At 62.1% G+C, this 21,563-nt stretch carries 17 protein-coding genes and 2 tRNA genes; 13 read left to right on the top strand and 6 right to left on the bottom strand.

What is annotated here, in order from left to right; all coding sequences use genetic code 11:
* Positions 1-26: 26 nt before the first annotated feature.
* The 3 genes from H4I97_RS08895 to H4I97_RS08885 all read right to left on the bottom strand — a co-directional run bounded on the left by H4I97_RS08895 (position 27) and on the right by H4I97_RS08885 (position 1,059).
* Positions 27-368 (bottom strand): hypothetical protein, encoded by a 342-nt coding sequence (locus tag H4I97_RS08895; protein WP_182307716.1) that lies wholly within the window; start codon positions 366-368, stop codon positions 27-29.
* A 210-nt stretch (positions 369-578) separates the two neighbouring features.
* Positions 579-652: transfer RNA gene (locus tag H4I97_RS08890), tRNA-Cys, on the bottom strand.
* A 128-nt stretch (positions 653-780) separates the two neighbouring features.
* Positions 781-1,059 (bottom strand): PGPGW domain-containing protein, encoded by a 279-nt coding sequence (locus H4I97_RS08885; protein WP_182304319.1) that lies wholly within the window; start codon positions 1,057-1,059, stop codon positions 781-783.
* A 161-nt stretch (positions 1,060-1,220) separates the two neighbouring features.
* Here H4I97_RS08885 and H4I97_RS08880 point away from each other — a divergent pair.
* The 6 genes from H4I97_RS08880 to H4I97_RS08855 all read left to right on the top strand — a co-directional run bounded on the left by H4I97_RS08880 (position 1,221) and on the right by H4I97_RS08855 (position 9,264).
* Positions 1,221-1,295, top strand: a tRNA-Asn gene (locus H4I97_RS08880).
* A gap of 218 nt (positions 1,296-1,513) precedes the next feature.
* Entirely contained in the window at positions 1,514-2,185 is a 672-nt protein-coding gene (locus tag H4I97_RS08875) for a protein-L-isoaspartate O-methyltransferase family protein (protein ID WP_244658608.1), read from the top strand.
* Between the two features lie 306 nt (positions 2,186-2,491).
* A complete protein-coding gene (locus H4I97_RS08870) occupies positions 2,492-3,820 on the top strand; it encodes a TolC family outer membrane protein (RefSeq protein ID WP_182307592.1) in 1,329 nt (442 codons plus the stop codon).
* Positions 3,821-3,968: 148 nt separating this feature from the next.
* Entirely contained in the window at positions 3,969-4,721 is a 753-nt protein-coding gene (locus tag H4I97_RS08865; RefSeq protein ID WP_182304318.1) for a PopZ family protein, read from the top strand.
* 143 nt (positions 4,722-4,864) lie between these two features.
* Positions 4,865-7,708 (top strand): valine--tRNA ligase, encoded by a 2,844-nt coding sequence (locus H4I97_RS08860; RefSeq protein ID WP_182304317.1) that lies wholly within the window; start codon positions 4,865-4,867, stop codon positions 7,706-7,708.
* Between the two features lie 398 nt (positions 7,709-8,106).
* A complete protein-coding gene (locus tag H4I97_RS08855; protein ID WP_182304316.1) occupies positions 8,107-9,264 on the top strand; it encodes an OmpP1/FadL family transporter in 1,158 nt (385 codons plus the stop codon).
* On the opposite strand, the gene H4I97_RS08850 is transcribed toward H4I97_RS08855, so the two are convergent.
* A complete protein-coding gene (locus H4I97_RS08850; RefSeq protein WP_182304315.1) occupies positions 9,254-9,727 on the bottom strand; it encodes a hypothetical protein in 474 nt (157 codons plus the stop codon). The genes H4I97_RS08855 and H4I97_RS08850 overlap by 11 nt on opposite strands.
* A gap of 75 nt (positions 9,728-9,802) precedes the next feature.
* Here H4I97_RS08850 and exoR point away from each other — a divergent pair, with 75 nt between their 5' ends.
* Positions 9,803-10,600 (top strand): exopolysaccharide production regulator ExoR, encoded by a 798-nt coding sequence (gene exoR, locus H4I97_RS08845; protein ID WP_182304314.1) that lies wholly within the window; start codon positions 9,803-9,805, stop codon positions 10,598-10,600.
* Positions 10,601-10,609: 9 nt separating this feature from the next.
* Here exoR and xth read toward each other — a convergent pair whose 3' ends face one another.
* Entirely contained in the window at positions 10,610-11,404 is a 795-nt protein-coding gene (gene xth / locus H4I97_RS08840) for an exodeoxyribonuclease III (RefSeq protein ID WP_182304313.1), read from the bottom strand.
* Between the two features lie 211 nt (positions 11,405-11,615).
* Here xth and H4I97_RS08835 point away from each other — a divergent pair, with 211 nt between their 5' ends.
* Positions 11,616-13,118, top strand: a complete 1,503-nt coding sequence (locus H4I97_RS08835; RefSeq protein WP_182304312.1) for a nucleobase:cation symporter-2 family protein — start codon at positions 11,616-11,618, stop codon at positions 13,116-13,118.
* Between the two features lie 56 nt (positions 13,119-13,174).
* On the opposite strand, the gene erpA is transcribed toward H4I97_RS08835, so the two are convergent.
* Positions 13,175-13,507, bottom strand: a complete 333-nt coding sequence (erpA, locus tag H4I97_RS08830) for an iron-sulfur cluster insertion protein ErpA (protein WP_182304311.1) — start codon at positions 13,505-13,507, stop codon at positions 13,175-13,177.
* 188 nt (positions 13,508-13,695) lie between these two features.
* Here erpA and H4I97_RS08825 point away from each other — a divergent pair, with 188 nt between their 5' ends.
* The 5 genes from H4I97_RS08825 (at position 13,696) to H4I97_RS08805 (ending at position 21,563) form a co-directional block, all read left to right on the top strand.
* Positions 13,696-14,913, top strand: coding sequence for a deoxyguanosinetriphosphate triphosphohydrolase (locus H4I97_RS08825; RefSeq protein WP_182304310.1), 1,218 nt, complete (start codon positions 13,696-13,698; stop codon positions 14,911-14,913).
* Positions 14,914-14,977: 64 nt separating this feature from the next.
* Positions 14,978-16,738, top strand: coding sequence for an arginine--tRNA ligase (argS, locus tag H4I97_RS08820; RefSeq protein ID WP_182304309.1), 1,761 nt, complete (start codon positions 14,978-14,980; stop codon positions 16,736-16,738).
* Positions 16,739-16,805: 67 nt separating this feature from the next.
* Complete coding sequence (locus H4I97_RS08815) at positions 16,806-19,559, top strand: SPOR domain-containing protein (protein WP_182304308.1); 2,754 nt, start codon at positions 16,806-16,808, stop codon at positions 19,557-19,559.
* A 118-nt stretch (positions 19,560-19,677) separates the two neighbouring features.
* A complete protein-coding gene (gene nagZ / locus H4I97_RS08810) occupies positions 19,678-20,694 on the top strand; it encodes a beta-N-acetylhexosaminidase (RefSeq protein WP_182304307.1) in 1,017 nt (338 codons plus the stop codon).
* Positions 20,691-21,563 (top strand): segregation and condensation protein A, encoded by an 873-nt coding sequence (locus tag H4I97_RS08805; protein ID WP_182304306.1) that lies wholly within the window; start codon positions 20,691-20,693, stop codon positions 21,561-21,563. The genes nagZ and H4I97_RS08805 overlap by 4 nt, the downstream gene beginning before the upstream one ends.

The raw sequence follows: 21,563 nt of genomic DNA, 5'->3' as shown, positions 1-21,563 counted from the left end.
GAACAGCCTAGGCCTCGAGCATCTGTTCAGGCGAAGCCGAAGAAAGACAGGATTGCGATCACCACGACGACGAGGCCGACAAGATAGATGAGCTGGTTCATCGTTTTCTCCTTCGCAGGGTTCCGGAGAAGAATGGCCGCGGACAGGGATTGTTCCGAAGGGCATCCTTCGCGAACCGGCGAGAAAAGAAAAATGCGGCGGGTTCGTACCCGCCGCAAGTTGTTCCGTCTCCGAGTAGAGACCGGGCTGGGAGCAACCTCGCAGGACCGCACAAAGTGGATGGCGCGGCCCGGCGATCGCGACAAACGCGCCGCCGCCTTCTTTGTTCCAGCTCGGATGATTTTTTTATCTGCGCGGGAACCCGCCAATGGCAAACCCCGCTTCCCGGGGGAGGAAGCGGGGAACGATGCCGTTTTTTGCCGCCGCGCCTCAGGGGGGTGCGCACGCCGGCACCGCCAAACGCGTTGACAGTCGGAAGGTTCCGCGAGAGGTGCGGATCGGCACGAAAGACGTGAGAAACGCGACAGACCGAATCCGGCCCGCGCGGGCTTGCGGCGAAATGATAATGTGGAGAGCGGTGGAGGCCTCGCCCGGAATCGAACCGGGGTGCAAGGATTTGCAGTCCTCTGCGTAACCACTCCGCCACGAGGCCATCCGTGCTGTAAAAGCGAGTGGTGACGGGCGTTTAGAACGGATCAAAGACGAGTGCAAGGGGGAAGCGCCGCGCGCGCAAGTTTTTTTGTCGCCCGCATCGTCGGCGCCGGAAAATTCGCTCCGGACTCAGCGGCCCGCGCGGTTGACCTGTGGATAGCGCTTTCGCCACCAGATCGCCGCCTTGCGCCGGCGCCGGCGTACCGAGGGCAGTTCCTGGGAGAGGATCAGCAGCCCCAGCGGAATCATCCAGAAGCCGAGGATCGGGAGGAAACCGAGAATACCGCCGGCGACCAGGCCGGAGCCCACCGCGACCCTCCCGTTGCGCGAACGCGGGAAAGGCATCTCCAGCTTCCCGAGGATCAGGCGACCTCTCTCCCTGTCGATACGATATTTTTTCTCGGCCATTCGCTACCCATATCACGGAAAGGTGCCAAAACCTTGTCCCGCCTGGGGAAAAGATGGGTGCTGAGGAGAATTGAACAAGGGGACGGCATTTTTTTGAAAAAACCGCTTGGCAAATCGAGCAAGCATTTGTATTAGCCCCCTCACGCCGCGGCGAGCGGTGATCCCTGGTAGCTCAGCGGTAGAGCATTCGACTGTTAATCGACAGGTCGCCGGTTCGAATCCGGCCCGGGGAGCCAGTTTCATCAGCAGATTTGCTGAAAGCAAGGCCGGTTCGGTATCCGAACCGGCTTTTGTTTTTTCCGGCCTTGCCGGCTCTTCCCACCTTTTGTTTGGGGTTTCGTCGGCAGTTCGTCGCGATTTCCCCTGATCCAGAAGGGGAAGCCTTGAAAGCGGCCCTTCCTGCAATTAAGACACGCCGAGAGACACACACCCGGCCGCAAGTGGGACGACAATCATGATGGACTTCGAAGCTGCACGCACCAAGATGGTGGACAACCAGATACGCACGACCGACGTGACGTCGCACTCCGTGCTTTCGGCGTTCCTGACGGTACCGCGGGAGGCCTTCGTGCCGGCTGAACTGAAGCCGCTGGCCTATATCGACGAGGACCTGCAGATCGCGCCTGCCAGGGACGGCAACCCGCCCCGCTACATCATGGAACCGTCGCCGCTCGCGAAACTGGTTCAGCTCGCGGCCATTACAAAGGACGACGTCGTTCTCGAGATCGGTTGCGGCGCAGGCTATGCTGCCGCGATCCTTTCGCAGGTTGCCGGTTCGGTGGTCGCCGTCGAGTGCGATGAGGCCTTGGCCGCCAGCGCCACTGCGACGCTTTCGGAACTCGGTCACGACAATGTGGCAGTGGTCACCGGCGATCTTGAGCAGGGCTATGCCGGCGAAGGACCGTACGACGTTATCTTCATCAACGGCGCCGTCGAGGAAGTGCCCGAAGCACTGCTGGCGCAGTTGCATGAGGGCGGTCGACTCGTCGCCGTCGTCGGCTACGGCAACGCAGCCCGTGCACGGCTGTTTGTCCGCGCCCATGGCGTTTCCTCCTTCAGCGAGTATTTCAACACCTCGGTGAAGCCCTTGCCGGGCTTCCGCAAGGCTGCTGAATTCGTATTCTGATCCGAGCCTGCGACATATTGGCAGGGGATGGCGCTGCCATCCCGAATTGCCTTTGATCGAACCGATGCGGCATGTTGTTTTTTGGCAACGTCGCATCGGTTTTCTTTTTGTGAGCGGGCCGCCCGGGTTGCGGCTTTGCGAGCGCCGGGTCATCTAGGTGGGGGGAGCTTCCGCGACAGTCCGGTACTGAGGTCATGATCTCGGTTGAGGATTGCATCGCGGTAGCGGAAAAATTTGGAGTTGATGCCCGTGTCGTTCATTCGAAAGACCGTATCTGCCGCCACTCTGGCGTCCATCCTGACGCTGATGCCGGGAATGGCCGCCGCCGAAACGATCTTCGGTGCCATGGCAAAGGCTTATGAGAACAACCCGGATCTGAACGCCGTTCGGGCACGCTTGAGAGCGACCGATGAAAACGTCACGATCGCCAAGGCAGGCATGCGGCCCCAGATTGCGGCCACGGCCTCGGCGACGCAGATTTCTGTCGGTCACATGAGCGGTATGCCGTCCGGCTATACCAACGACTACAACCAGACGGATGTCGGCCTCTCGATCACGCAGATGATCTTCGACGGATTCCAGACGCTGAATAATGTACGCGCGGCGGAATCGGGCGTTTTCGCCAACCGTGAAAATCTGAAGGCCAACGAGATCTCCATCCTGCTTGCCGCCGCACAGGCCTATGCGGACGTGGCCCGCGACCAGCAGATCGTCGTCATCCGCAAGCAGAACCTCGCCTTCCTGCAGGAGCAGCTGAACGCGGCCAATGCCCGTCTCGAAGTGGGTGAGGGGACGCGCACCGACGTCAGCCAGGCAGAGGCACAGCTTGCCGGTGCGCAGGCGCTTCTCGCCGCGGCGATCGCCCAGTTGAAGCAGAGCGAGGCGACCTATGTGCAGGTCGTCGGCGAGATGCCCTCCGGGATCAGGCAGCCCAATCCGGCAAGCAAGGCGCTGCCGTCGAGCCTCGATAACGCGGTCGCCTCGGCAATCCGCGAACATCCGTCGGTCCTTGCCGCCCTGCACTCGGTGGACGCTGCCGGCTATCAGGTGAAGTCGGCGGAAGGCATGCTGCTTCCCGGCGTGGTCATCCAGGGTAATGTCGGTCGCCATACGACGTCGAATACCAGCGCCAGCGATACGGATTATTCGAGCGCTTCGATCACCGCGCAGCTGAAGGTGCCGCTCTACCAGGGCGGGGCGGAATTCGGCCGCATCCGTCAGGCGAAGGAGACACTTGGCGAACAGCGAATCATGGTCGACTCGGCGCGCGCGGCGGTACGCCAGCAGGTCACCTCGGCCTATGCCCAGATGCAGGCCGCAACTGCGGCGATTTCGGCCGCACGCAAGCAGTTGAGTGCCGCCAATCTGGCTCTCCAGGGTGTCATCGAGGAACGCAATGTCGGGCAGAAGACGACGCTCGACGTCTTGAATGCACAGGATACCGTGCTTCAGGCGAAGGAGAGCCTTGTCAGCTATCAGCGCAACGCGGTCGTTGCGAGCTATTCGGTCCTCGCCGCATCCGGCAAGCTGACGATCCAGAGCCAGGGGCTTCAGGTCGCCGAATATCGTTCCGAGGTGCACTACGAGGCCGTCAAGGACAAGTGGATCGGCCTGCGCACCGTCGACGGCCGCTGAGGTCGTTTCTTCCCGAATAAACCTGTGCATCACGCCGAAGCGAGCCTGCGGCGTGATTTTTTTCACCTCAGGAGTATCCTAAGGTGAGACGAATCAATGATCGGTCGCCGTGCCGACAATTGAATCTTCAGGGAAAACGGGGAAGAACATGGCTCAGCCAAGCGTAGCGCGTGAACCGTCGATGGAAGAGATCCTGGCATCGATCCGCCGGATCATCGAGAGCAACGATCCGGAAAGCGCCAAGCTGGATTCGACCTCCCTCCCGCCGGTCTACGAAGACGAGGACGACGATCTCGCTTTGGCAATAGACGAAGCGGCTCCTGCCATGCATGCCGCAAACGATCGCGGGGCGGCATCCGTCCAGGCGGTCGAACCGGCCGAAAAGCCTGCCCCGAAGAACATTTCCCTTGCCGATCTGGCCGCCCGGGTCCGCTCGTCCAGCGAGCGGGTCGAACAGAGCGAACCCGTGGCCGGTCGCCCGGTCGAGGCTTCGTCGTCGGTCAGCCCCGTTATGACCAGCCGGATGGCCGAACTTCGCTCGTCCGTCCCGCAGGTGGAGCCGGAGCGGGAAGCGTCCGCGAATGCCGCCGCGGCGGCCGAAACGTTCGTCATGACGGATGTGCGGGCAGAGGCGATCGTCGAGGCGCCGGAGCCGGCCGCTCCGTCGACGGACACCGAAAGCAAGGCGCTGGTTTCGGCGGAGACGCACGAACACGTCGCCCGTTCCTTCGGCGAACTCGCCGAGGCGATCGACGGCAGCCAGCGTCGCTCCCTCGACGAGATGGCGGAAGAAATGCTCCGTCCGATGTTGCAGGAATGGCTCGACGATAATCTGCCGACGCTCGTCGAACGGCTGGTGCGCGAGGAGATCGAACGGGTGGCGCGCGGCCCGCGTCGCTGACGGTTCTCTCGACGAAGTTAGAGACAGGCCGCTCCGGTGTCCGGGGCGGCTTTCTTGTTGACACTGGCGGCCCCGTCCGGTTTACCGCTTAAATGACATCAATCGTGTTGATCCCTTCAACGCTTTCTGGGTTTGGTCAGGAAATGCTCGAAAAAACCTACGACGCCACGACAGTCGAACCGAAAATCGCCAAGGCCTGGGAGGATGCTGACGCATTCCGCGCCGGCGCCAATGCCAAGCCGGGCGAGGACAGCTTCACCATCGTCATCCCGCCGCCGAACGTGACCGGTTCGCTGCACATGGGCCACGCGCTCAACAACACGTTGCAGGACGTGATGATCCGTTTCGAGCGCATGCGCGGAAAGGACGTGCTGTGGCAGCCGGGCATGGACCATGCCGGCATCGCCACGCAGATGGTGGTCGAGCGGCAATTGATGGAGCGGCAGCTTCCCGGACGGCGCGAGATGGGCCGTGAGGCCTTCGTCGAGAAGGTCTGGGAATGGAAGAACGAATCCGGTGGCCTGATCTTCAACCAGCTGCGTCGCCTCGGTGCGTCCTGCGACTGGTCGCGCGAACGCTTCACCATGGACGAGGGGCTCTCCGAAGCCGTCATCGAGGTCTTCATCAGCCTCTACAAGGAGGGGCTGATCTACAAGGACAAGCGTCTCGTCAACTGGGATCCGAAACTGTTGACGGCGATCTCCGACCTCGAGGTCGAACAGATCGAGGTGAACGGCAATCTCTGGCACCTGCGATATCCGCTCGAGGATGGCGTCACCTACCAGCATCCGGTCGCCTTCGACGAAGACGGCAATCCGGCGGAATGGGAGACGCGCGACTATCTGGTCGTCGCGACGACCCGTCCGGAGACGATGCTCGGCGACACCGGCGTTGCCGTCCATCCGGACGATGCGCGCTACAAGGAGATCGTCGGCAAGCACGTGATCTTGCCAATCGTCGGGCGCCGCATTCCGATCGTCGCCGACGAGTATCCGGACCCGACTGCCGGAACCGGTGCGGTCAAGATGACGCCGGCCCACGACTTCAACGACTTCGAGGTGGGCAAGCGCGCGGGCCTCAACATGGTCAACATCCTGAACGTCGACGCGACGGTGGGTATCGTCGGCAATGACGACTTCCTCGAAGGACTGACACCGACCCGCGAGCAGGAGATGGTCTGGTCCGAACTGGAAGGGCTCGACCGCTTCGCCGCCCGCAAAAAGATCGTCGAGATCCTCGAGGCCGAGGGACTGGTCGACAAGATCGAGCCACACAAGCACATGGTTCCGCATGGCGACCGCGGCGGTGTTCCGATCGAACCACGGTTGACCGAACAGTGGTATGTCGACGCCAAAACGCTTGCCAAGCCGGCGATCGCTTCCGTTCGCGAAGGCCGCACGAAGTTCGTCCCGAAGAACTGGGAAAAGACCTATTTCGAGTGGATGGAGAATATCCAGCCCTGGTGCGTCTCGCGGCAGCTGTGGTGGGGGCACCAGATTCCCGCCTGGTACGGTCCGGATGGCCAGGTCTTCGTCGAAAAGACGGAAGAGGAGGCGCTGCACGCCGCCATTCAGCACTACATTTCCCACGAAGGTCCGTGGAAGGCCTGGGTCGAGGAGAAGCTCGAGAATTTCGCACCGGGCGAGATCCTGACGCGTGACGAGGATGTGCTCGACACATGGTTCTCCTCCGCGCTGTGGCCGTTCTCGACGCTCGGCTGGCCGCAGAAGACCGAGGCGCTCGCCAAGTATTACCCGACCGACGTGCTGGTCACCGGTTTCGACATCATCTTCTTCTGGGTCGCCCGGATGATGATGATGGGAATGCACTTCATGAAGGACGAGAACGGCACGCCGGTCGAGCCATTCCATACGGTGTATGTGCATGCGCTGGTTCGTGACAAGAACGGCCAGAAGATGTCGAAGTCGAAGGGCAACGTCATCGATCCGCTGCAGCTGATCGACGAATACGGCGCGGATGCACTGCGTTTCACGCTCGCCATCATGGCGGCGCAGGGCCGCGACGTGAAGCTCGACCCGGCGCGTATCGCCGGCTACCGCAATTTCGGCACCAAGCTCTGGAACGCGACCCGTTTCGCCGAAATGAACGGCGCGGCGAACGATCCGCATTTTCTTCCGGAAACGACGACGCTCGAAATCAACCGCTGGATCCTGACGGAACTGGCGCGGACCGAGCGCGAGGTGACGGAAGGGATTGCCAACTACCGCTTCAACGATGCGGCGGGCGCCCTTTACCGTTTCGTGTGGAACCAGTTCTGTGACTGGTACCTAGAGCTTCTGAAGCCGGTCTTTTCGGGCGACGACGAGATTGCCAAGAAGGAGGCACAGACCTGCGCCGCCTACGTGCTCGAGGAGACTTACAAGCTCCTGCATCCCTTCATGCCCTTCATCACGGAGGAACTCTGGGCACACACGGCCGGTGAGGGCAGGGAGCGGGAAACGCTGCTCTGCCACGCAGCATGGCCGGCACCCGACTTCGCCGACGAGGGCGCTGCGAGCGACATCAACTGGCTGGTCGATCTCGTCTCCGGTATCCGCTCGGCGCGCGCCGAGATGAACGTGCCGCCCGGAGCCGTTGCACCGCTCGTCGTCGTCGCGGCGAATGGCGTCACCCAGGAGCGTCTGCGGCGTCACGAGGCTTCGATCAAGCGGCTGGCGCGTGTGGACAGCATTTCGCTTGCCGCCGAGGCTCCGAAGGGCGCCGCGCAGATCGTCGTCGGTGAGGCGACCGCCTGCCTGCCGCTCGGAAGTCTCATCGATATCAGCGCGGAGAGGACCCGGCTGGAAAAAGCGATCGCCAAGGTCGAACAGGAAATGAACCGTATCGCCTCGAAACTCGCCAACGAGAAGTTCGTCGCCAACGCCAACCCGGATGTCGTCGCCGCCGAACGCGAACGCTACGGCGAACTGGAGATCCAGCGCGCGAGCCTCGATACCGCTCTGAAGCGTTTGGCGGAGGCCGGTTGAGTCACGGCAACCTTCCGCGAGTCTCCGGGTTCCTGTGCATTTTTGCGAAGCCGCATGCCGAAAGGCCTGCGGCTTCTTCATATCAATTTGATTCGGCATGGAAAATGTGCCTCGAAGCGCTTCGAGAAGCGCTGCTCGGACGATGGCTTCACAAATGTGTGAGTGTGCTTCGGGCGCAACAGACCGCATGCGCATTGGAAAAATATACCAATGTGGCGTGAAGAAAGGCTATTGTGGGGAATTATTTTCTTTGGTGTCCGATTTCTTACGTGCGCGTCAGTATTTTACGTAAATTTGCAGGCTCCTCAATGGTTGTGGCCGTTCACTTGGTAACGTTGTGATATCGAAGCCTGTGATTAGAATGCAGGCAGTCGTTATGCCTTGGAGTGGGGAGAGAGATGGCAAAGCAATTTTTTAAATCCGGCGTCGTATTCGCAGTCGGTTTCGGCGCTCTGGCGTCCGTGGCGAATGCCGGTGGCTTCAGCCGTGGTGAAGCCGACACGGACATCCTGTTCGAGGACGGCACGTATGTGGCGCGGGGCGGCGTCATCTACGTCTCGCCGCACCGCAAATTTGACACCATCGCCGGCGCCGCAGCCACCGATGACCGTTATAGCAACGACTACTGGATTCCGAGCTTCGCTGCGAAGTTCCAGATGTCGGAGAATCTTGGCTGCGCTTTCACCTACACGCAGCCTTTCGGGGCCGACGCGGATTACGGCCCGGAGGCTCAAACGGCAAGCCTGCTCAGCGGCGGCGCGGGCGCCAGCCACAAGGACTTCATCACCAACGAATATGGTGCGACCTGCGATGTGAGTGCGCAGGCGGGCAAGGGACGTATCCACTTCCTCGGTGGCGTTTTCCTGCAGGACTTTAAGTACACCGCGAACGCATATCGCGGCGATTTGAAGCTCGAGGATAACGCAGCCTTCGGATATCGCCTGGGTGTCGCCTATGACATCCCGGAATATGCGATGCGTGCGCAGTTGATGTATCGCTCCAAGGTCAAGCACGATGCCGATGAGGGCTCGTTCGATTGGGATCCGGCGATCGCGCCTTTCGGACTGCAGGACGCCTTCGGTAGTGGCACGCTGCCGCAGTCGCTGAAGCTCAGCCTGCAGACGGGTGTCGCGCCCGGTTGGCTGGTTTACGGCTCGGTCAAGTGGACAGACTGGAGTGTTCTGCAGACCCTCGACTACAGCGTCGGCAATCCGCTCGCGCCGGGTGGCTACACGCCCCAGCAGGACGTTTATAACTGGAAGGACGGCTGGACGCTTCAGGCCGGCGTCGCCCACAAGTTCAACGAACAGTTCGCTGGCACGGTAAATGTCACCTGGGACAGCGGCGTCGGCACTGGTGCAGACATCTACTCCGACACCTGGACCGTCGCTGCCGGCGTTTCGGTCAAGGCCGGTCCCGGCGAGCTTCGCTTCGGCGGCGCTGTCAGCTACCTGACCGAAGGCAGCCAGTCCTTGGCGGACGGTGCGAGCTACAATGCCACGGCGAACGGCGATTGGGCCTACGCGGTTTCCGGTTCCTACCGGATCACTTTCTGAGAGCGCATTCGTTGAAATTGAAAAGCCCGGTTCGCCCGGGCTTTTCGTTTTGTAAGTTCGTGGCAGTCGATCGATTGTGATGAATCTGCAACATTTTCCCTATCGTTGCGGGGGTGCCGGAGATCCGGGGATTTTGTCCATTTCCCGCCACAAACTGAGCGCAGCGATGTCCTGACGAATGCTTGAGTTGGGTGTTGCGTAGTTCGTCGGTTGAGTAAGACATGAGCCTTGTAGCCGCAGAAAACCTTCTGAATCCCGCAGATGCGCCGAGAAGATCGGTATCCAGGGATCGCGCCTTGAGTTTTTTGGCGCCCGCGACGACCACAGCCGCAGTCTTGCCCGAAATACAAACTACCTTGATGAAGGTCGACGATGACCGCTCAATGCCTGGCAAAGCAAAGCATGCCAGAGGAGGCGTGACGGTGAACGGTATGTTCACCAGCGTCGCGGACAATTGTTTCACGGACAAGGTAAATCGAGCCCGACGAGGCCTCGAAGGCTACCGTCGTATGTGGTGATGTGGAAGAAATACGCAATCATGCAAACGCCAGACTGGAAATATCCGGGTAAGGTTCTGTTCTCCTCGCTGCTTTTTGTCCTGGCCGGGACAGCGGCGGGCCACGCGTTCGATATCAACGCCGGCGTGACCAAGGAGTCAGGACCCTTCGACCTCTTCAAGTTCGGCTTCAAGGCTTACAAGAATGGCCAGAAGCAGGAGGCTGTCGAGGCGTACCGCTATGCCGCCGAGAAGGGTCATACCGGTTCTCGTTGGGCGCTGGCCAATATGTATGCGGATGGCGACGGCGTCGTCGAGGACGATTTCGAGGCGTTCAAGATCTACGCCGAGATCGCAAGCCAGGGTGTCGAGCCCGGTTCGGAGGACACCGGCTTCTTCGTCAATGCGTTGCTGGCACTGGCCGGCTACTATCGCAAGGGGATTCCCGGCAGCCCGGTCAAGATCGATCTGGCTCAGGCGCGTCAGCTCTATTTCCAGGTGGCCTCGACCTTCGGCGTCCCGGAGGCGCAGTTCCAGCTTGCCAGGATGATGCTGTCGGGCGAGGGCGGCAAGACCAGCATCCAGCAGGCCAAGAAGTGGCTCAATCTGGCGCGCAAGAGCGGACATCCTGGCGCGATGGCAGTGTTCGGCAACCTGATTTTCCAGGAAGGCCAGAGCGCCCGCGGGCTCGCCTTCATGACTGCGGCGCTGGACAAGTGCAGCCCGTCCGACTGTCTTTGGATGCAGGACCTGCAGGAGCAGGCCTTTTCTCTTGCCAGCGAGGACGACCGTCGCGTCGCGATTGCGCTCGCTCCGGAGATTTACCACCAACCGGAGTGATGGCTGCCCTCAGGCTGCCTCGAAATCGAACCAGCCTGACACCGGTACGTGGTCGGATGGCTTTTCCCAGGTCCGCACGTGCTTTTCAATCTGCGCGGCCCGGAAGCGGTCGGTCGCCTCCGGTGAGAGCAGAAGGTGGTCGATGCGGATACCGTTGTTCTTCTGCCACGCACCGGCCTGGTAATCCCAGAAGGAATAAAGCTTCGTCTCGTCGGTTGTGGCGCGCACCGCGTCGACGAGGCCGAGATGTTCGAGCCGGCGGAATGCTTCGCGCGTCTGCGGCAGGAAGAGGGCGTCGCCCGCCCAGACCCGCGGATCGTGGCAGTCGTAGGGCTCGGGGATGACGTTGTAGTCTCCGGCGAGGATCAGCGGTTCCTCGAGCGCGAGACGGTCTTCGGCGAACGCCTTCAGCCGCTCTATCCAGGCGAGTTTGTAAGGATATTTTACCGGATCGTCCGCGGGATTGCCGTTCGGCAGGTAGAGCGAGCAGACGCGCAATGCCCCACCCTTGACCGAGAACACGCCTTCGATGAAGCGTGCCTGCTCGTCCCCATCATCGCCGGGCAGACCGCGGTTGATCTCGTCCGGCTTCATCTTCGAGAGCAGGGCTACCCCGTTGAATCCCTTCTGGCCGTGCGTTTCCACGTGGTAGCCAAGCGCTTCGATCTCCAGCCTGGGAAAGCTGGCGTCTTCCGACTTGATTTCCTGGAGGCAAACGATGTCGGGCGCCGAGCTCTTCAGCCACTCGCAGAGATTTGCGATGCGCGCCTTCACCCCGTTGATGTTCCAAGTGGCGATCTTCATGGATTGCTTCCCTTCGTCTTCCCTTCTTCATAGACGACAGGGCGAATTTTGCCACCGGCTTTTGTGCATTGCCGGCTGCGGCCCCTTTGACATTCCATGACGACACTCCATTCTTCCTTGACCGGCTCCTGGGGAGGGCGAGCCGGCGGACGCTCCATTCGGGGCAAGCAGCGCCGGGCGACAAACGTCCGCAAAAAAGGGGACACTACTCATGCCAAATGTCAGTACGAAGACGCATCCTGTCGACGAAGTGCTGCCGATGTCGCGGCTCGCGACACTCGGTCTGCAGCACGTTCTTGTCATGTATGCCGGTGCCATCGCCGTACCGTTGATTATCGGACGCGCGTTGAAACTGCCGCCGGAAGACGTCGCTTTTCTGATCTCCGCAGACCTGTTCGCCTGCGGCATCGCTACATTGATTCAGTCGCTCGGCGTCACCCAGTGGTTCGGCATCCGCCTGCCGGTGATGATGGGCGTTACGTTCGCGTCGGTCGGTCCGATGGTCTCGATGGCCAATATCTCGGGCGGTGCCGATGGCGCACGCCTGATATTCGGGTCAATCATCGGTGCCGGCATCGTCGCCATGCTGATCGCACCGCTGGTCAGCCGCCTCCTGCGCTTCTTCCCGCCGGTCGTAACCGGCACGATCATCCTGATCATCGGCGTTTCGCTGATGCGGATCGGCATCAACTGGATCTTCGGAAATCCGTTCGGACCGACGGCGCCAAGCCTTGTCGATCCGGCGCACGCCAAATGGCTCGAGGACATCAAGACCCTGGCAGCGACCAGTGCCGGCGCGGTCCCCGAAGTCCCGCCGAAGCTCGGCCTTGCGGCGAGTATACCCAATGCGGCTTATGCTCCCCTGTCGGGGATTGCTGTCTCGGCCGTCGTATTGGTATTGATCCTGTTGATCGCACGTTTCGCCAAGGGGTTCGTCGCCAATATTTCCGTGCTCCTCGGCATCGTCATCGGGGGTATTCTTGCCGCGGCCACCGGCATGATGACTTTCGACAAGGTGGCGAATGCCGCCTGGTTTGCGCCGGTCCTTCCCTTTCATTTCGGCATGCCGATCTTCGATCCCGTCCTGATCGTCACGATGACCATCGTCATGCTTGTCGTCATGATCGAGTCGACCGGCATGTTTCTGGCCCTCGGTGAGATGACCGGGAAGCCGGTAACCCAGCCTATGCTGGCGGCGGGCCTTCGCTCCGATGGTCTCGGCACGCTGATCGGCGGTATCTTCAATACCTTCCCGTATACGAGCTTTTCGCAGAATGTCGGCCTCGTTGGCGTCACCGGCGTCAGGTCGCGTTTCGTCTGCGTCGCGGGCGGGCTGATTCTGATCATCCTCGGTCTGCTTCCGAAAATGGCGGCGCTGGTGGAATCGCTGCCGACCGTCGTGCTCGGCGGCGCCGGTTTGGTGATGTTCGGCATGGTCGCCGCGACGGGGATCCGGATCCTTTCGGGCGTGGACTTCAAGACCAGCCGCAACAATCTTTTCGTCGTCGCTGTATCCGTCGGTGTCGGCATGATCCCGCTGGTCGCGCCGAACTTCAAGCAGTGGATGCCGCATGGCATTCATCCGCTGATCGATTCCGGCATTCTTTTGGCCTCGATTTCGGCCGTGGTGCTGAATGTCTTCTTCAACGGCACCTCTTCCGCCAGCGAAGCGGAAGTGCGCAAAGCTGCCATGGCCGGCGATGGAGGTCACTGACGACGACAGCCGGCCGGGTTAGAGCCCGGCCGGTTTTCACCGCAGTATTGGCGAAATCAGATCGAAAAACTGGTCCCGCAGCCGCAACTGGCCACGGCGTTCGGATTCTTGATTTGGAAGGACTGACCGAGCAGGTTGTCGACGAAGTCGATCTCCGAACCGGTCATGTAGACCAGCGAGACCGGATCGATGACGACTGTCGCGCCGTCCTTGGTGATGACGAGGTCGTCGGACTCCGGCGCCCCCTCGAGGTCGAACTTGTAGGAGAAGCCGGAGCAGCCTCCGCCCTCGACGGAGACGCGCAGGGCGCGCTTGTCCTCTTCGGCGGCAACCACGGCTGCGATCCTTTTCGCCGCGGCGTCAGAAAGGGTGACGGTCGATTCGCTCATTTGTCCTCCTGACGGGTTCAAGGCCCGTGGAAAATCGATTGTTGATCCCTGCAGTCGGCAGGAAGCGGGTCCGTCCGCTCCATTTTGCCGGCAAATCGGCTCCCGCCGCGCTCTCTTGCTTGCGGGATCGTCTGCTATAGGTATGAAGGCGGGCAACGGGCGTCAATGGGGATGAGACGGAACGGACGATGACGATTGACAGGACTGTGTTGGGTTTCGGTACCGGGGAGCGGGCAGTCTATGCCTCCGACCCCTGGTCGTCGCGCGGGCGGCTGTTTGCCGAAGTGAGCAGTCCGACGCGCTCCGACTTCCAGCGCGACCGTGACCGCATCGTCCACACGACGGCCTTTCGACGGTTGAAGCATAAGACACAGGTCTTTATCGGCACAGACAGCGATCATTACCGGACGCGGCTCACCCATACGATCGAGGTCGCCCAGATCGCCCGTGCGCTGGCGAGAGCCCTGAAGCTGGACGAAGACCTCGCCGAGGGCGTGGCGCTGGTACATGACTTCGGCCATACGCCTTTTGGGCACACGGGCGAGGACGCGCTTCACGATGTGCTGAAGCCCTATGGCGGTTTCGATCACAATGCTCAGTCGCTGAGGATCGTGACGAAACTCGAGCGTCGCTATGCCGAATTTGACGGGCTGAACCTCACCTGGGAGACGCTCGAAGGTTTGGTGAAGCACAACGGGCCGCTCCTGACGCCGGAGGGGCAGGGCACGCGAGGACCCGTCCCGAAGCCGATCCGCGACTACTGCGAACTCCACGACCTGGAACTTGATACCTTCGCCAGCCTCGAGGCGCAGGTGGCAGCGATTGCCGACGATATCGCCTATAACACCCACGACATCGATGACGGCCTGCGCTCCGGCTACCTCACCTTCGAGATGCTGGAGGATGTGCCGTTCCTCGCAGGGTTGATGGCCGAAGTGCACGGGCTCTATCCGGGACTCGAGGCGAGCCGCTTCACCCACGAGATCACCCGCCGACAGATCACCCGCATGGTGGAGGACGTGATTTCCGTCGCGCAGGAACGTCTGCGGGAGGTCAAGCCGGGATGTGCGGCGGATGTCCGCCACGCCGACAGCGCAATCGCGACCTTCTCCGCGGGGATGGCCGAGACCGACCGGCAGATCAAGCGCCTTCTGTTCAGCCGCATTTACCGTCATCCCGATATCATGCGCATCCGCGCCGGCGCGGCCCAGATCGTCACCGATCTTTTCCAGGCCTACATGCGGGATCCGTCGCTGATGAGCAGCCATTATTGGGTCGATCACATCGCCGGGCTGGATGAACCTGCAAAAGCTCGCCACGTGGGTGACTATTTGGCCGGGATGACCGACACCTACGCGGTCAACGCGCACCGCCGTCTGTTTGACCGGACTCCCGATTTACGGTAGGCAGCGGCCAGCAAATTCCCCTTTACATAACCGGAGCTCGAAGCTTCCGGCGTGGAAAATGAAGATGAATCTTTTCGCTGACTTCGAAACAAGAATTAAGAACGCGCTAGAAACACTGGAAATCGTGAAGGAAAAGCGTTCTTCGCTTGATTTCGGACGGATTGTCGTCGAGCCGCCGCGCGATGCGAGCCATGGCGATGCCGCAACCAACGCCGCGATGGTGCTTTCCAAGCCGCTGTCGACCAATCCTCGCGCCCTGGCCGAGATCATCTGCGAAAAGCTGAAGGAAGACGAAGACATTTCCGAAGTCTCGGTCGCAGGCCCCGGCTTCATCAATATCCGTCTGTCGACGGCCTACTGGCAGCGGTTGCTCTCCGCTATGATCGCTGAAGGAACCGACTTCGGGCGCTCGTCGGTCGGCACGGGCCACAAGGTCAATGTCGAATACGTCTCGGCGAACCCGACCGGTCCGATGCATGTCGGCCACTGCCGCGGCGCGGTCGTGGGCGACGCGCTCGCCAATCTCCTGCAGTTCGCGGGCTACGAGGTCGCCAAGGAATACTACATCAATGATGCCGGTGCGCAGATCGACGTTCTGGCCCGCTCCGTATTCCTGCGCTATCGCGAGGCACTCGGCGAGAACATCGGCGAGATTCCGGCCGGCCTCTATCCGGGGGACTATCTGGTTCCCGTCGGCAAGGCGCTCGCGGAGGAATACGGCGTCAGGCTCCATAACATGCCGGAAGAGCAGTGGTTGCAGATCGTCAAGGACAAGGCGATCGACGCCATGATGGCGATGATCCGGGACGACCTGGCCGAACTCAACGTCCATCATGATGTGTTCTTCTCGGAGCGCACGCTGCACGCCAATGGTGCGGCGTCGATCCGCACGGCGATCAACGATCTCACCTTCAAGGGGCACGTCTACCGCGGAACCTTGCCGCCGCCGAAGGGGCAGCTCCCGGAGGACTGGGAGGATCGCGAACAGACGCTTTTCCGGTCCACCGAGGTCGGTGACGACATCGACCGGCCGCTGATGAAGTCCGACGGCAGCTATACCTATTTTGCCGCGGACGTCGCCTACTTCAAGGACAAGTTCGACCGTGGTTACGACGAGATGATCTACGTGCTCGGCGCCGACCACGGCGGTTACGTCAAGCGCCTGGAAGCGGTCGCACGGGCGATCTCCGGCGGCAAGACCAAGCTCACCGTTCTTCTTTGCCAGCTCGTCAAGCTCTACCGCGATGGCGAGCCGGTGAAGATGTCCAAGCGGTCTGGAGACTTCGTGACGCTGCGCGACGTCGTCGAAGAGGTAGGCCGCGATTCCGTCCGCTTCATGATGCTCTACCGTAAGAACAGCGAGCCGCTGGACTTCGACTTTGCCAAGGTGACGGAACAGTCCAAGGACAATCCGGTGTTCTACGTACAGTACGCGCATGCCCGTTGCATGTCGGTATTCCGCCAGGCGAAGGAAGCATTCCCCGATCTCGACTTCGACGGGCTCGACCTGTCGTCTGCGGTGAAGGGAAGGATCGAGGATTCCGCCGAGCTGCAGTTGGTTGCAAAACTTGCCGAATATCCGCGCGTGATCGAAGCTGCGGCACAGTCGCAGGAGCCCCATCGCGTCGCGTTTTACCTCTATGATCTCGCCAGTTCTTTCCACGCGCACTGGAATAAAGGCAAGGATCAGCCGGAATTACGATTTGTTAACGATAAAAACCGAGAATTGAGCATCGCCAGGCTTGGGCTGGTGCGTGCTGTCGCCTCTGTTCTGAAGTCCGGACTGACCATTACGGGCACTGATGCTCCGGTTGAAATGCGATAGTATTGTCACCATTTCCCCACAAAGCACTGGCATGGCGTGTAGTCGCGTTAGTGAGTGGAACTAGGTAATGGTACAGAAACAAGCCGCATTCAACAGTCGACTGGGCGGTGAAGACTTCGCCGACGATGATCCGTTGGCGGAACTGGCCCGGATTGTCGGCTTCGAGCCGCCCGCCGCTCGCGACGTGCCGCGTGAACCGCAGGTCGTCGAAAGCCCTGCCGCGCCGGTTGCCCCGGTCGATGCGCCGTTCAGCCTGGAAGACGAACTGCTGCGGGAGTTCGAGAATTACGATCGTGGTCAGTCGCTAACTCCACAGGTCGAGCCGGTGATGGCGCCGCTCGATGTTGCTCCCGATGTCGAGGAGTCCGTACCGGTTCTCGATGCGATCGACGAGGGCGAGGAACTCGACCTGAATACGGCAGGCGCAAACGAGGCCGTGCTTGCTGAGGCCGAGGAAACGTTCCGCAGTGCCGAGCAGGCCTTCGTTCCCGAGGCTGCGGAGACGATGTCCTCCGACCTCGCCGACGAACTCGAGATGGCGGTGTCCGCCGCTCCGGTAGAGCCGGTCTGGCCGAAGGGCGACGCGGAGCCGCGCCTGAGATTGCCGCTTGCCAACTTCCATGTTCCGCAGCCTTCCGCCCCGCGCGTGGAGCCATCTTTCGCGATGGAGCGCGAAGAGCCTGTTGCCGCAGCGGTGGACGAGGCGCCGCGCTTGACCCCGGTCGAGACATCGAACTGGATGTCTGGTACCGGTCTGCAGACGATCGAACGCGCTGCGTCCGGCAATACGCCCGCACAGCAACCACTGCCCGTGTCTGACTTCGACGTGTTTCCTGAAGGCGCATCGAGCTATGACGCTCCGGCCGTGGCCTCGCCGGAGAGCTCGCCTGAATTCTCCGCACCGGCCGCGCGGGCAGAGCCCGATTTCTCGTTCTCCTTTGCAGACGAATTCGCCGCCGACGAGGACCGGTCCGGATCGGTTCCTCAGGCTGCTGTCGAACCCTCGGCGGCACCGGTCGCCGCGCCCTCGGCAGCCATCGATGAGGATGCATTCGATCCTTTTGCCGATGGCGCATTCGAACTCGATCTTGATGACATCGAACTCGACTTCTCCGATCTCGAGATCGAACCCGAACCGCAACAGCCGGCCACCGCCGAAAGTCTTCGTGGCGAGGCGGCTGCCGTGATAACGCCGCCGTCGACGCCCGTTGCAGCCGAAAGGCATGCGGTCGCGCCAGAAGCTGCGGCAACAGTCTCGTCCGTCGCAGCGCCCGTCGCTGCGCCGGCAATGCCCGAGGATGAAGAACTGCCCTTCGACCTCTCGGAGATTGCGGAGCAGGACGAAAATCCCGAAACGATCGCGACCCTGGATGTGCCGGAGATTCCGGTCCACGAACACAAGGAACCGGTTGCCCCACGCCACGATTACGAGCTCGACATCGACACCGAGCTGGCGACGCTGCTGAGCGACGCGGTGGTTCCGGCCACCGCTGCGCCTGCGGCCGCACCGACAGCGGCCCCGGTCACGGCCGCTGCGCCAGCTGTCGCCGATGACTTCGAGGCTTTCGAGAAAGCCCTCGAACAGGACCTCAAGCGCTCCTACGAGGGCGAGAAGGGTTTTGCCGGCGCCGTCAACCGCATTCCGCTTCAATCGACCGCCGAAGAGATCGATTATGACGAACCGCGGCCTTCCCGCGCCCGGCTCCTGGCGGCCTCCGCCGCCGGCGTGCTGGTGCTCCTGGCCGGCGGTGGTCTCTATGCCTGGATGACAGGGTCGGAATCATCCGTTCTCGGCTCGGGTGAGCCGGTCGTGATCGCCGCGGACAAGGAACCGGTCAAGGTGGTCCCGGAGAACAAGGGCGGCAAGACCGTGCCGAACCAGGACAAGGCTGTCTACGACAGGGTTGCCGGCGCCGCCGTCGACGATCCCAAGCAGCCGAGCCTGATCTCGTCGAGCGAGGAGCCGGTCGATGTCGTCCAGAAGACGCTGATTCCGGAGACGCTGCCACTCGAGGGTGAAAACGAGCCCGATGCCATGCCGACGCCGGTCGGCGAAACGGAAGACCCGCGACTGTTGCCGAGCGACCAGTCTGCGGACCAGCAGGCTGCGGGCAACACCAGCGATCCCGTGACGATCACGCCGCGCAAGGTGCGCACGATGATCGTCCGTCCCGATGGAACGCTGGTGGCGCAGGAAGTCGAGCAGCCGGCAGCCGAGGCAACGACGACGCCGACGGCCTCGGCACTCGCTTCGCCGACTGCCGAACCCGCCGGCCAGCCCCCCCTCGCACCCGCAGTACCCACAGACACGGCGAACCAGCAGGCCGCTGCCGAACTCGCGGCTCCGACCACGGCGCAGCCGGCCACCTCCGGCGCGGTCACGCCTGCGGCCGAAACGGCTGCGGCGCCCGTGGAAGCTGCGCCTGCGGCGACGACCGCCGCTCCCGCAGTCTCCGCGCCGGTTCCGACTGCACGCCCGGCAGAACAGCCGGTCAACGTGGTGAGCACGGTGACCGAACGCGGCAACGTGAAGCCGGTAGAAACCGCGGCGGCTTCTCCCGCCTCGGCGGTGCCGGCCGGCAGCTACGTGATCCAGATCGCTTCGCTGCCTTCGGAAGCCGATGCCGAGAAATCCTACAAGAACCTTTCGGCGAAGTTCTCCGGCGTGATCGGCGGCCGTGCCTACGAGATCAAGAAGGCGGAGATTGCCGGGAAGGGAACCTATTATCGGGTCCGGATCGCAGGCGGGAGCAAGGATGAAGCCGTTGCCCTTTGCGAGCGTTACAGGGCGGCCGGCGGCACCTGCCTGGTGGCGAAGTAAGGTCCGAACCCGAAAAATCCATGATAGGATGGCGGAAACCCCGTGTTTCCGCCATTTTTCTTGTGCATGACCTTGCGTGGCGCTTCGGCTTTTCACCTGCGCCACTTATGATTCGGGCATGAGCAACAACAAAGCGATGATCCTGGGCTGCAGCGGCCTGAAGCTGACCGCCGATGAAAAGGCCTTCTACCGGGACGAACAGCCCTGGGGCTTCATCGTCTTCGCCCGCAATCTTTCCGAGCCTTCGCAGATCCGCGATCTGGTGGCGGAGATGCGCGAAACCGTCGGCGGCCGTAACGCCCCGGTGCTGATCGACCAGGAAGGTGGTCGCGTCCAGCGCATCCGCGAGCCGATCGCGCCGCGTTATCCTTCCGCCGCGGTGCTCGGCGACATCTACCGCCGCGACCGCAGCCAGGGGCTGCGTGCCGCCTGGCTGATGTCGCGGCTCCACGCCGTCGATCTTCTCAAGCTTGGCATCAATGTGGACTGCCTGCCGGTACTCGACGTTCCGGTTGAGGGGGCAAGTAACGTCATTGGCGACCGGGCCTACGGAACCGATCCGGTGACCGTCGGCGAAATGGGCGAAGCGGCAGCGGCGGGGCTGAAGTCCGGTGGCGTACTACCGGTCATGAAGCATATTCCCGGCCACGGCCGCGGCATGGCCGACTCCCACCACGAACTGCCGGTGGTAGCGACGCCTCTTTCCGAACTCGAAGCGCACGATTTCGCACCGTTCAAGCGCCTCAGCAACGAACTCATGGCGATGAGTGCCCATGTGGTCTACACCGCGATCGATCCCGACCATCCGGCGTCGACCTCGCGCAAGGTCATCGAAGATGTCATCCGTGGCCGCATCGGCTTCGAGGGCCTGCTGATCTCCGACGACTCCTCAATGAATGCGCTGAAGGGCACGCTTGGCGAAAGGGCGGCAGCGATCGTCGCGGGCGGTGGCGACATCGTCCTTCATTGCAACGGCGTGATGGAGGAAATGCGGGCAGTGGCCGCGCAGGTTCCGCCGCTCGCCGGCAGGCCGCGTGAGCGGGCTGCTGCTGTCGAGGCGGCGCTGACCTTCGTGGGAGAGGCGGATGAGGTCGCACTCCGCGACGAATTCGAGAGCCTGAGGGCATCGGCATGAACGGCCGCCCCGGACAGGCCCCGGCCGACCGTCAGCGAACCGGAGGGCAGGGAGCGTCCGCCGCCACGCCGATGGAGAAGCTCTGGCAGGAGGCCGAGTCCGAACGCCTGTCCGGCGAGCCGGCGCTGGTCATCGACGTACAGGGTTTCGAAGGCCCGCTCGACCTGCTGCTCTATCTCGCCCGCAACCAGAAGGTCGACCTCTCGCGGATTTCCGTTCTGGCGCTCGCCGAACAGTATCTCGAATTCATCGAGACCGCCCGGCGCATCCGCATCGAGCTGGCGGCCGACTATCTGGTGATGGCGGCGTGGCTCGCCTACCTGAAGTCCCGCCTCCTGATCCCGCAACAGGCGAAGGACGACGGTCCTTCGGGCGAGGAGATGGCGGCAACGCTCGCCTTCCGCCTCAAGAGGCTGGAGGCGATGCGCGAAGCGGCGACGCGCCTCATCAATCGCAACCGCCTCGGTCGCGACGTCTATGCGCGCGGCGCCCCCGAACATGTGCCGACGCGGATCGAATCCACCTACGAGGCGACGCTCTACGATCTGCTGACCGCCTATGCGGCGCTGCGCCAGCGTCAGTCGATCACCCAGGTGACGATCGAACGGCGCCGCGTCTGGTCGCTCGCCGACGCCCGCGCCATATTGACGCGCATGATTGGCGAGATCGGCGACTGGACGACGCTCGACCAGTACCTCTTGCGCTATGCGACGACGCCCGAGGAACGCGTGACGGCGATCGCGAGCGCCTTTGCGGCCTCGCTGGAGCTTGTCCGCGAAGGTCGCCTCGAAATCCGTCAGGAGGGCGCCTTTACGCCGATCTACATGCGCGGTGGGCCACGGGCCGCCGAGCTCGCATCGTCGGAGTAG

This window comes from Ciceribacter thiooxidans (genome assembly GCF_014126615.1).
Lineage (GTDB): Bacteria > Pseudomonadota > Alphaproteobacteria > Rhizobiales > Rhizobiaceae > Allorhizobium > Allorhizobium thiooxidans.
This window is presented reverse-complemented; position numbering and strand designations above follow the sequence as displayed.

Bases quoted from the DNA above. Each gene is read 5' to 3' on its own strand.
- H4I97_RS08885 (WP_182304319.1), bottom strand. From the start codon at position 1,059: ATGGCCGAGAAAAAATATCGTATCGACAGGGAGAGAGGTCGCCTGATC.
- H4I97_RS08875 (WP_244658608.1), top strand. From the start codon at position 1,514: ATGATGGACTTCGAAGCTGCACGCACCAAGATGGTGGACAACCAGATA.
- H4I97_RS08870 (WP_182307592.1), top strand. From the start codon at position 2,492: ATGCCGGGAATGGCCGCCGCCGAAACGATCTTCGGTGCCATGGCAAAG.
- H4I97_RS08865 (WP_182304318.1), top strand. From the start codon at position 3,969: ATGGCTCAGCCAAGCGTAGCGCGTGAACCGTCGATGGAAGAGATCCTG.
- H4I97_RS08860 (WP_182304317.1), top strand. From the start codon at position 4,865: ATGCTCGAAAAAACCTACGACGCCACGACAGTCGAACCGAAAATCGCC.
- H4I97_RS08855 (WP_182304316.1), top strand. From the start codon at position 8,107: ATGGCAAAGCAATTTTTTAAATCCGGCGTCGTATTCGCAGTCGGTTTC.
- exoR (WP_182304314.1), top strand. From the start codon at position 9,803: ATGCAAACGCCAGACTGGAAATATCCGGGTAAGGTTCTGTTCTCCTCG.
- xth (WP_182304313.1), bottom strand. From the start codon at position 11,404: ATGAAGATCGCCACTTGGAACATCAACGGGGTGAAGGCGCGCATCGCA.
- H4I97_RS08835 (WP_182304312.1), top strand. From the start codon at position 11,616: ATGCCAAATGTCAGTACGAAGACGCATCCTGTCGACGAAGTGCTGCCG.
- erpA (WP_182304311.1), bottom strand. From the start codon at position 13,507: ATGAGCGAATCGACCGTCACCCTTTCTGACGCCGCGGCGAAAAGGATC.
- H4I97_RS08825 (WP_182304310.1), top strand. From the start codon at position 13,696: ATGACGATTGACAGGACTGTGTTGGGTTTCGGTACCGGGGAGCGGGCA.
- argS (WP_182304309.1), top strand. From the start codon at position 14,978: ATGAATCTTTTCGCTGACTTCGAAACAAGAATTAAGAACGCGCTAGAA.
- H4I97_RS08815 (WP_182304308.1), top strand. From the start codon at position 16,806: ATGGTACAGAAACAAGCCGCATTCAACAGTCGACTGGGCGGTGAAGAC.
- nagZ (WP_182304307.1), top strand. From the start codon at position 19,678: ATGAGCAACAACAAAGCGATGATCCTGGGCTGCAGCGGCCTGAAGCTG.
- H4I97_RS08805 (WP_182304306.1), top strand. From the start codon at position 20,691: ATGAACGGCCGCCCCGGACAGGCCCCGGCCGACCGTCAGCGAACCGGA.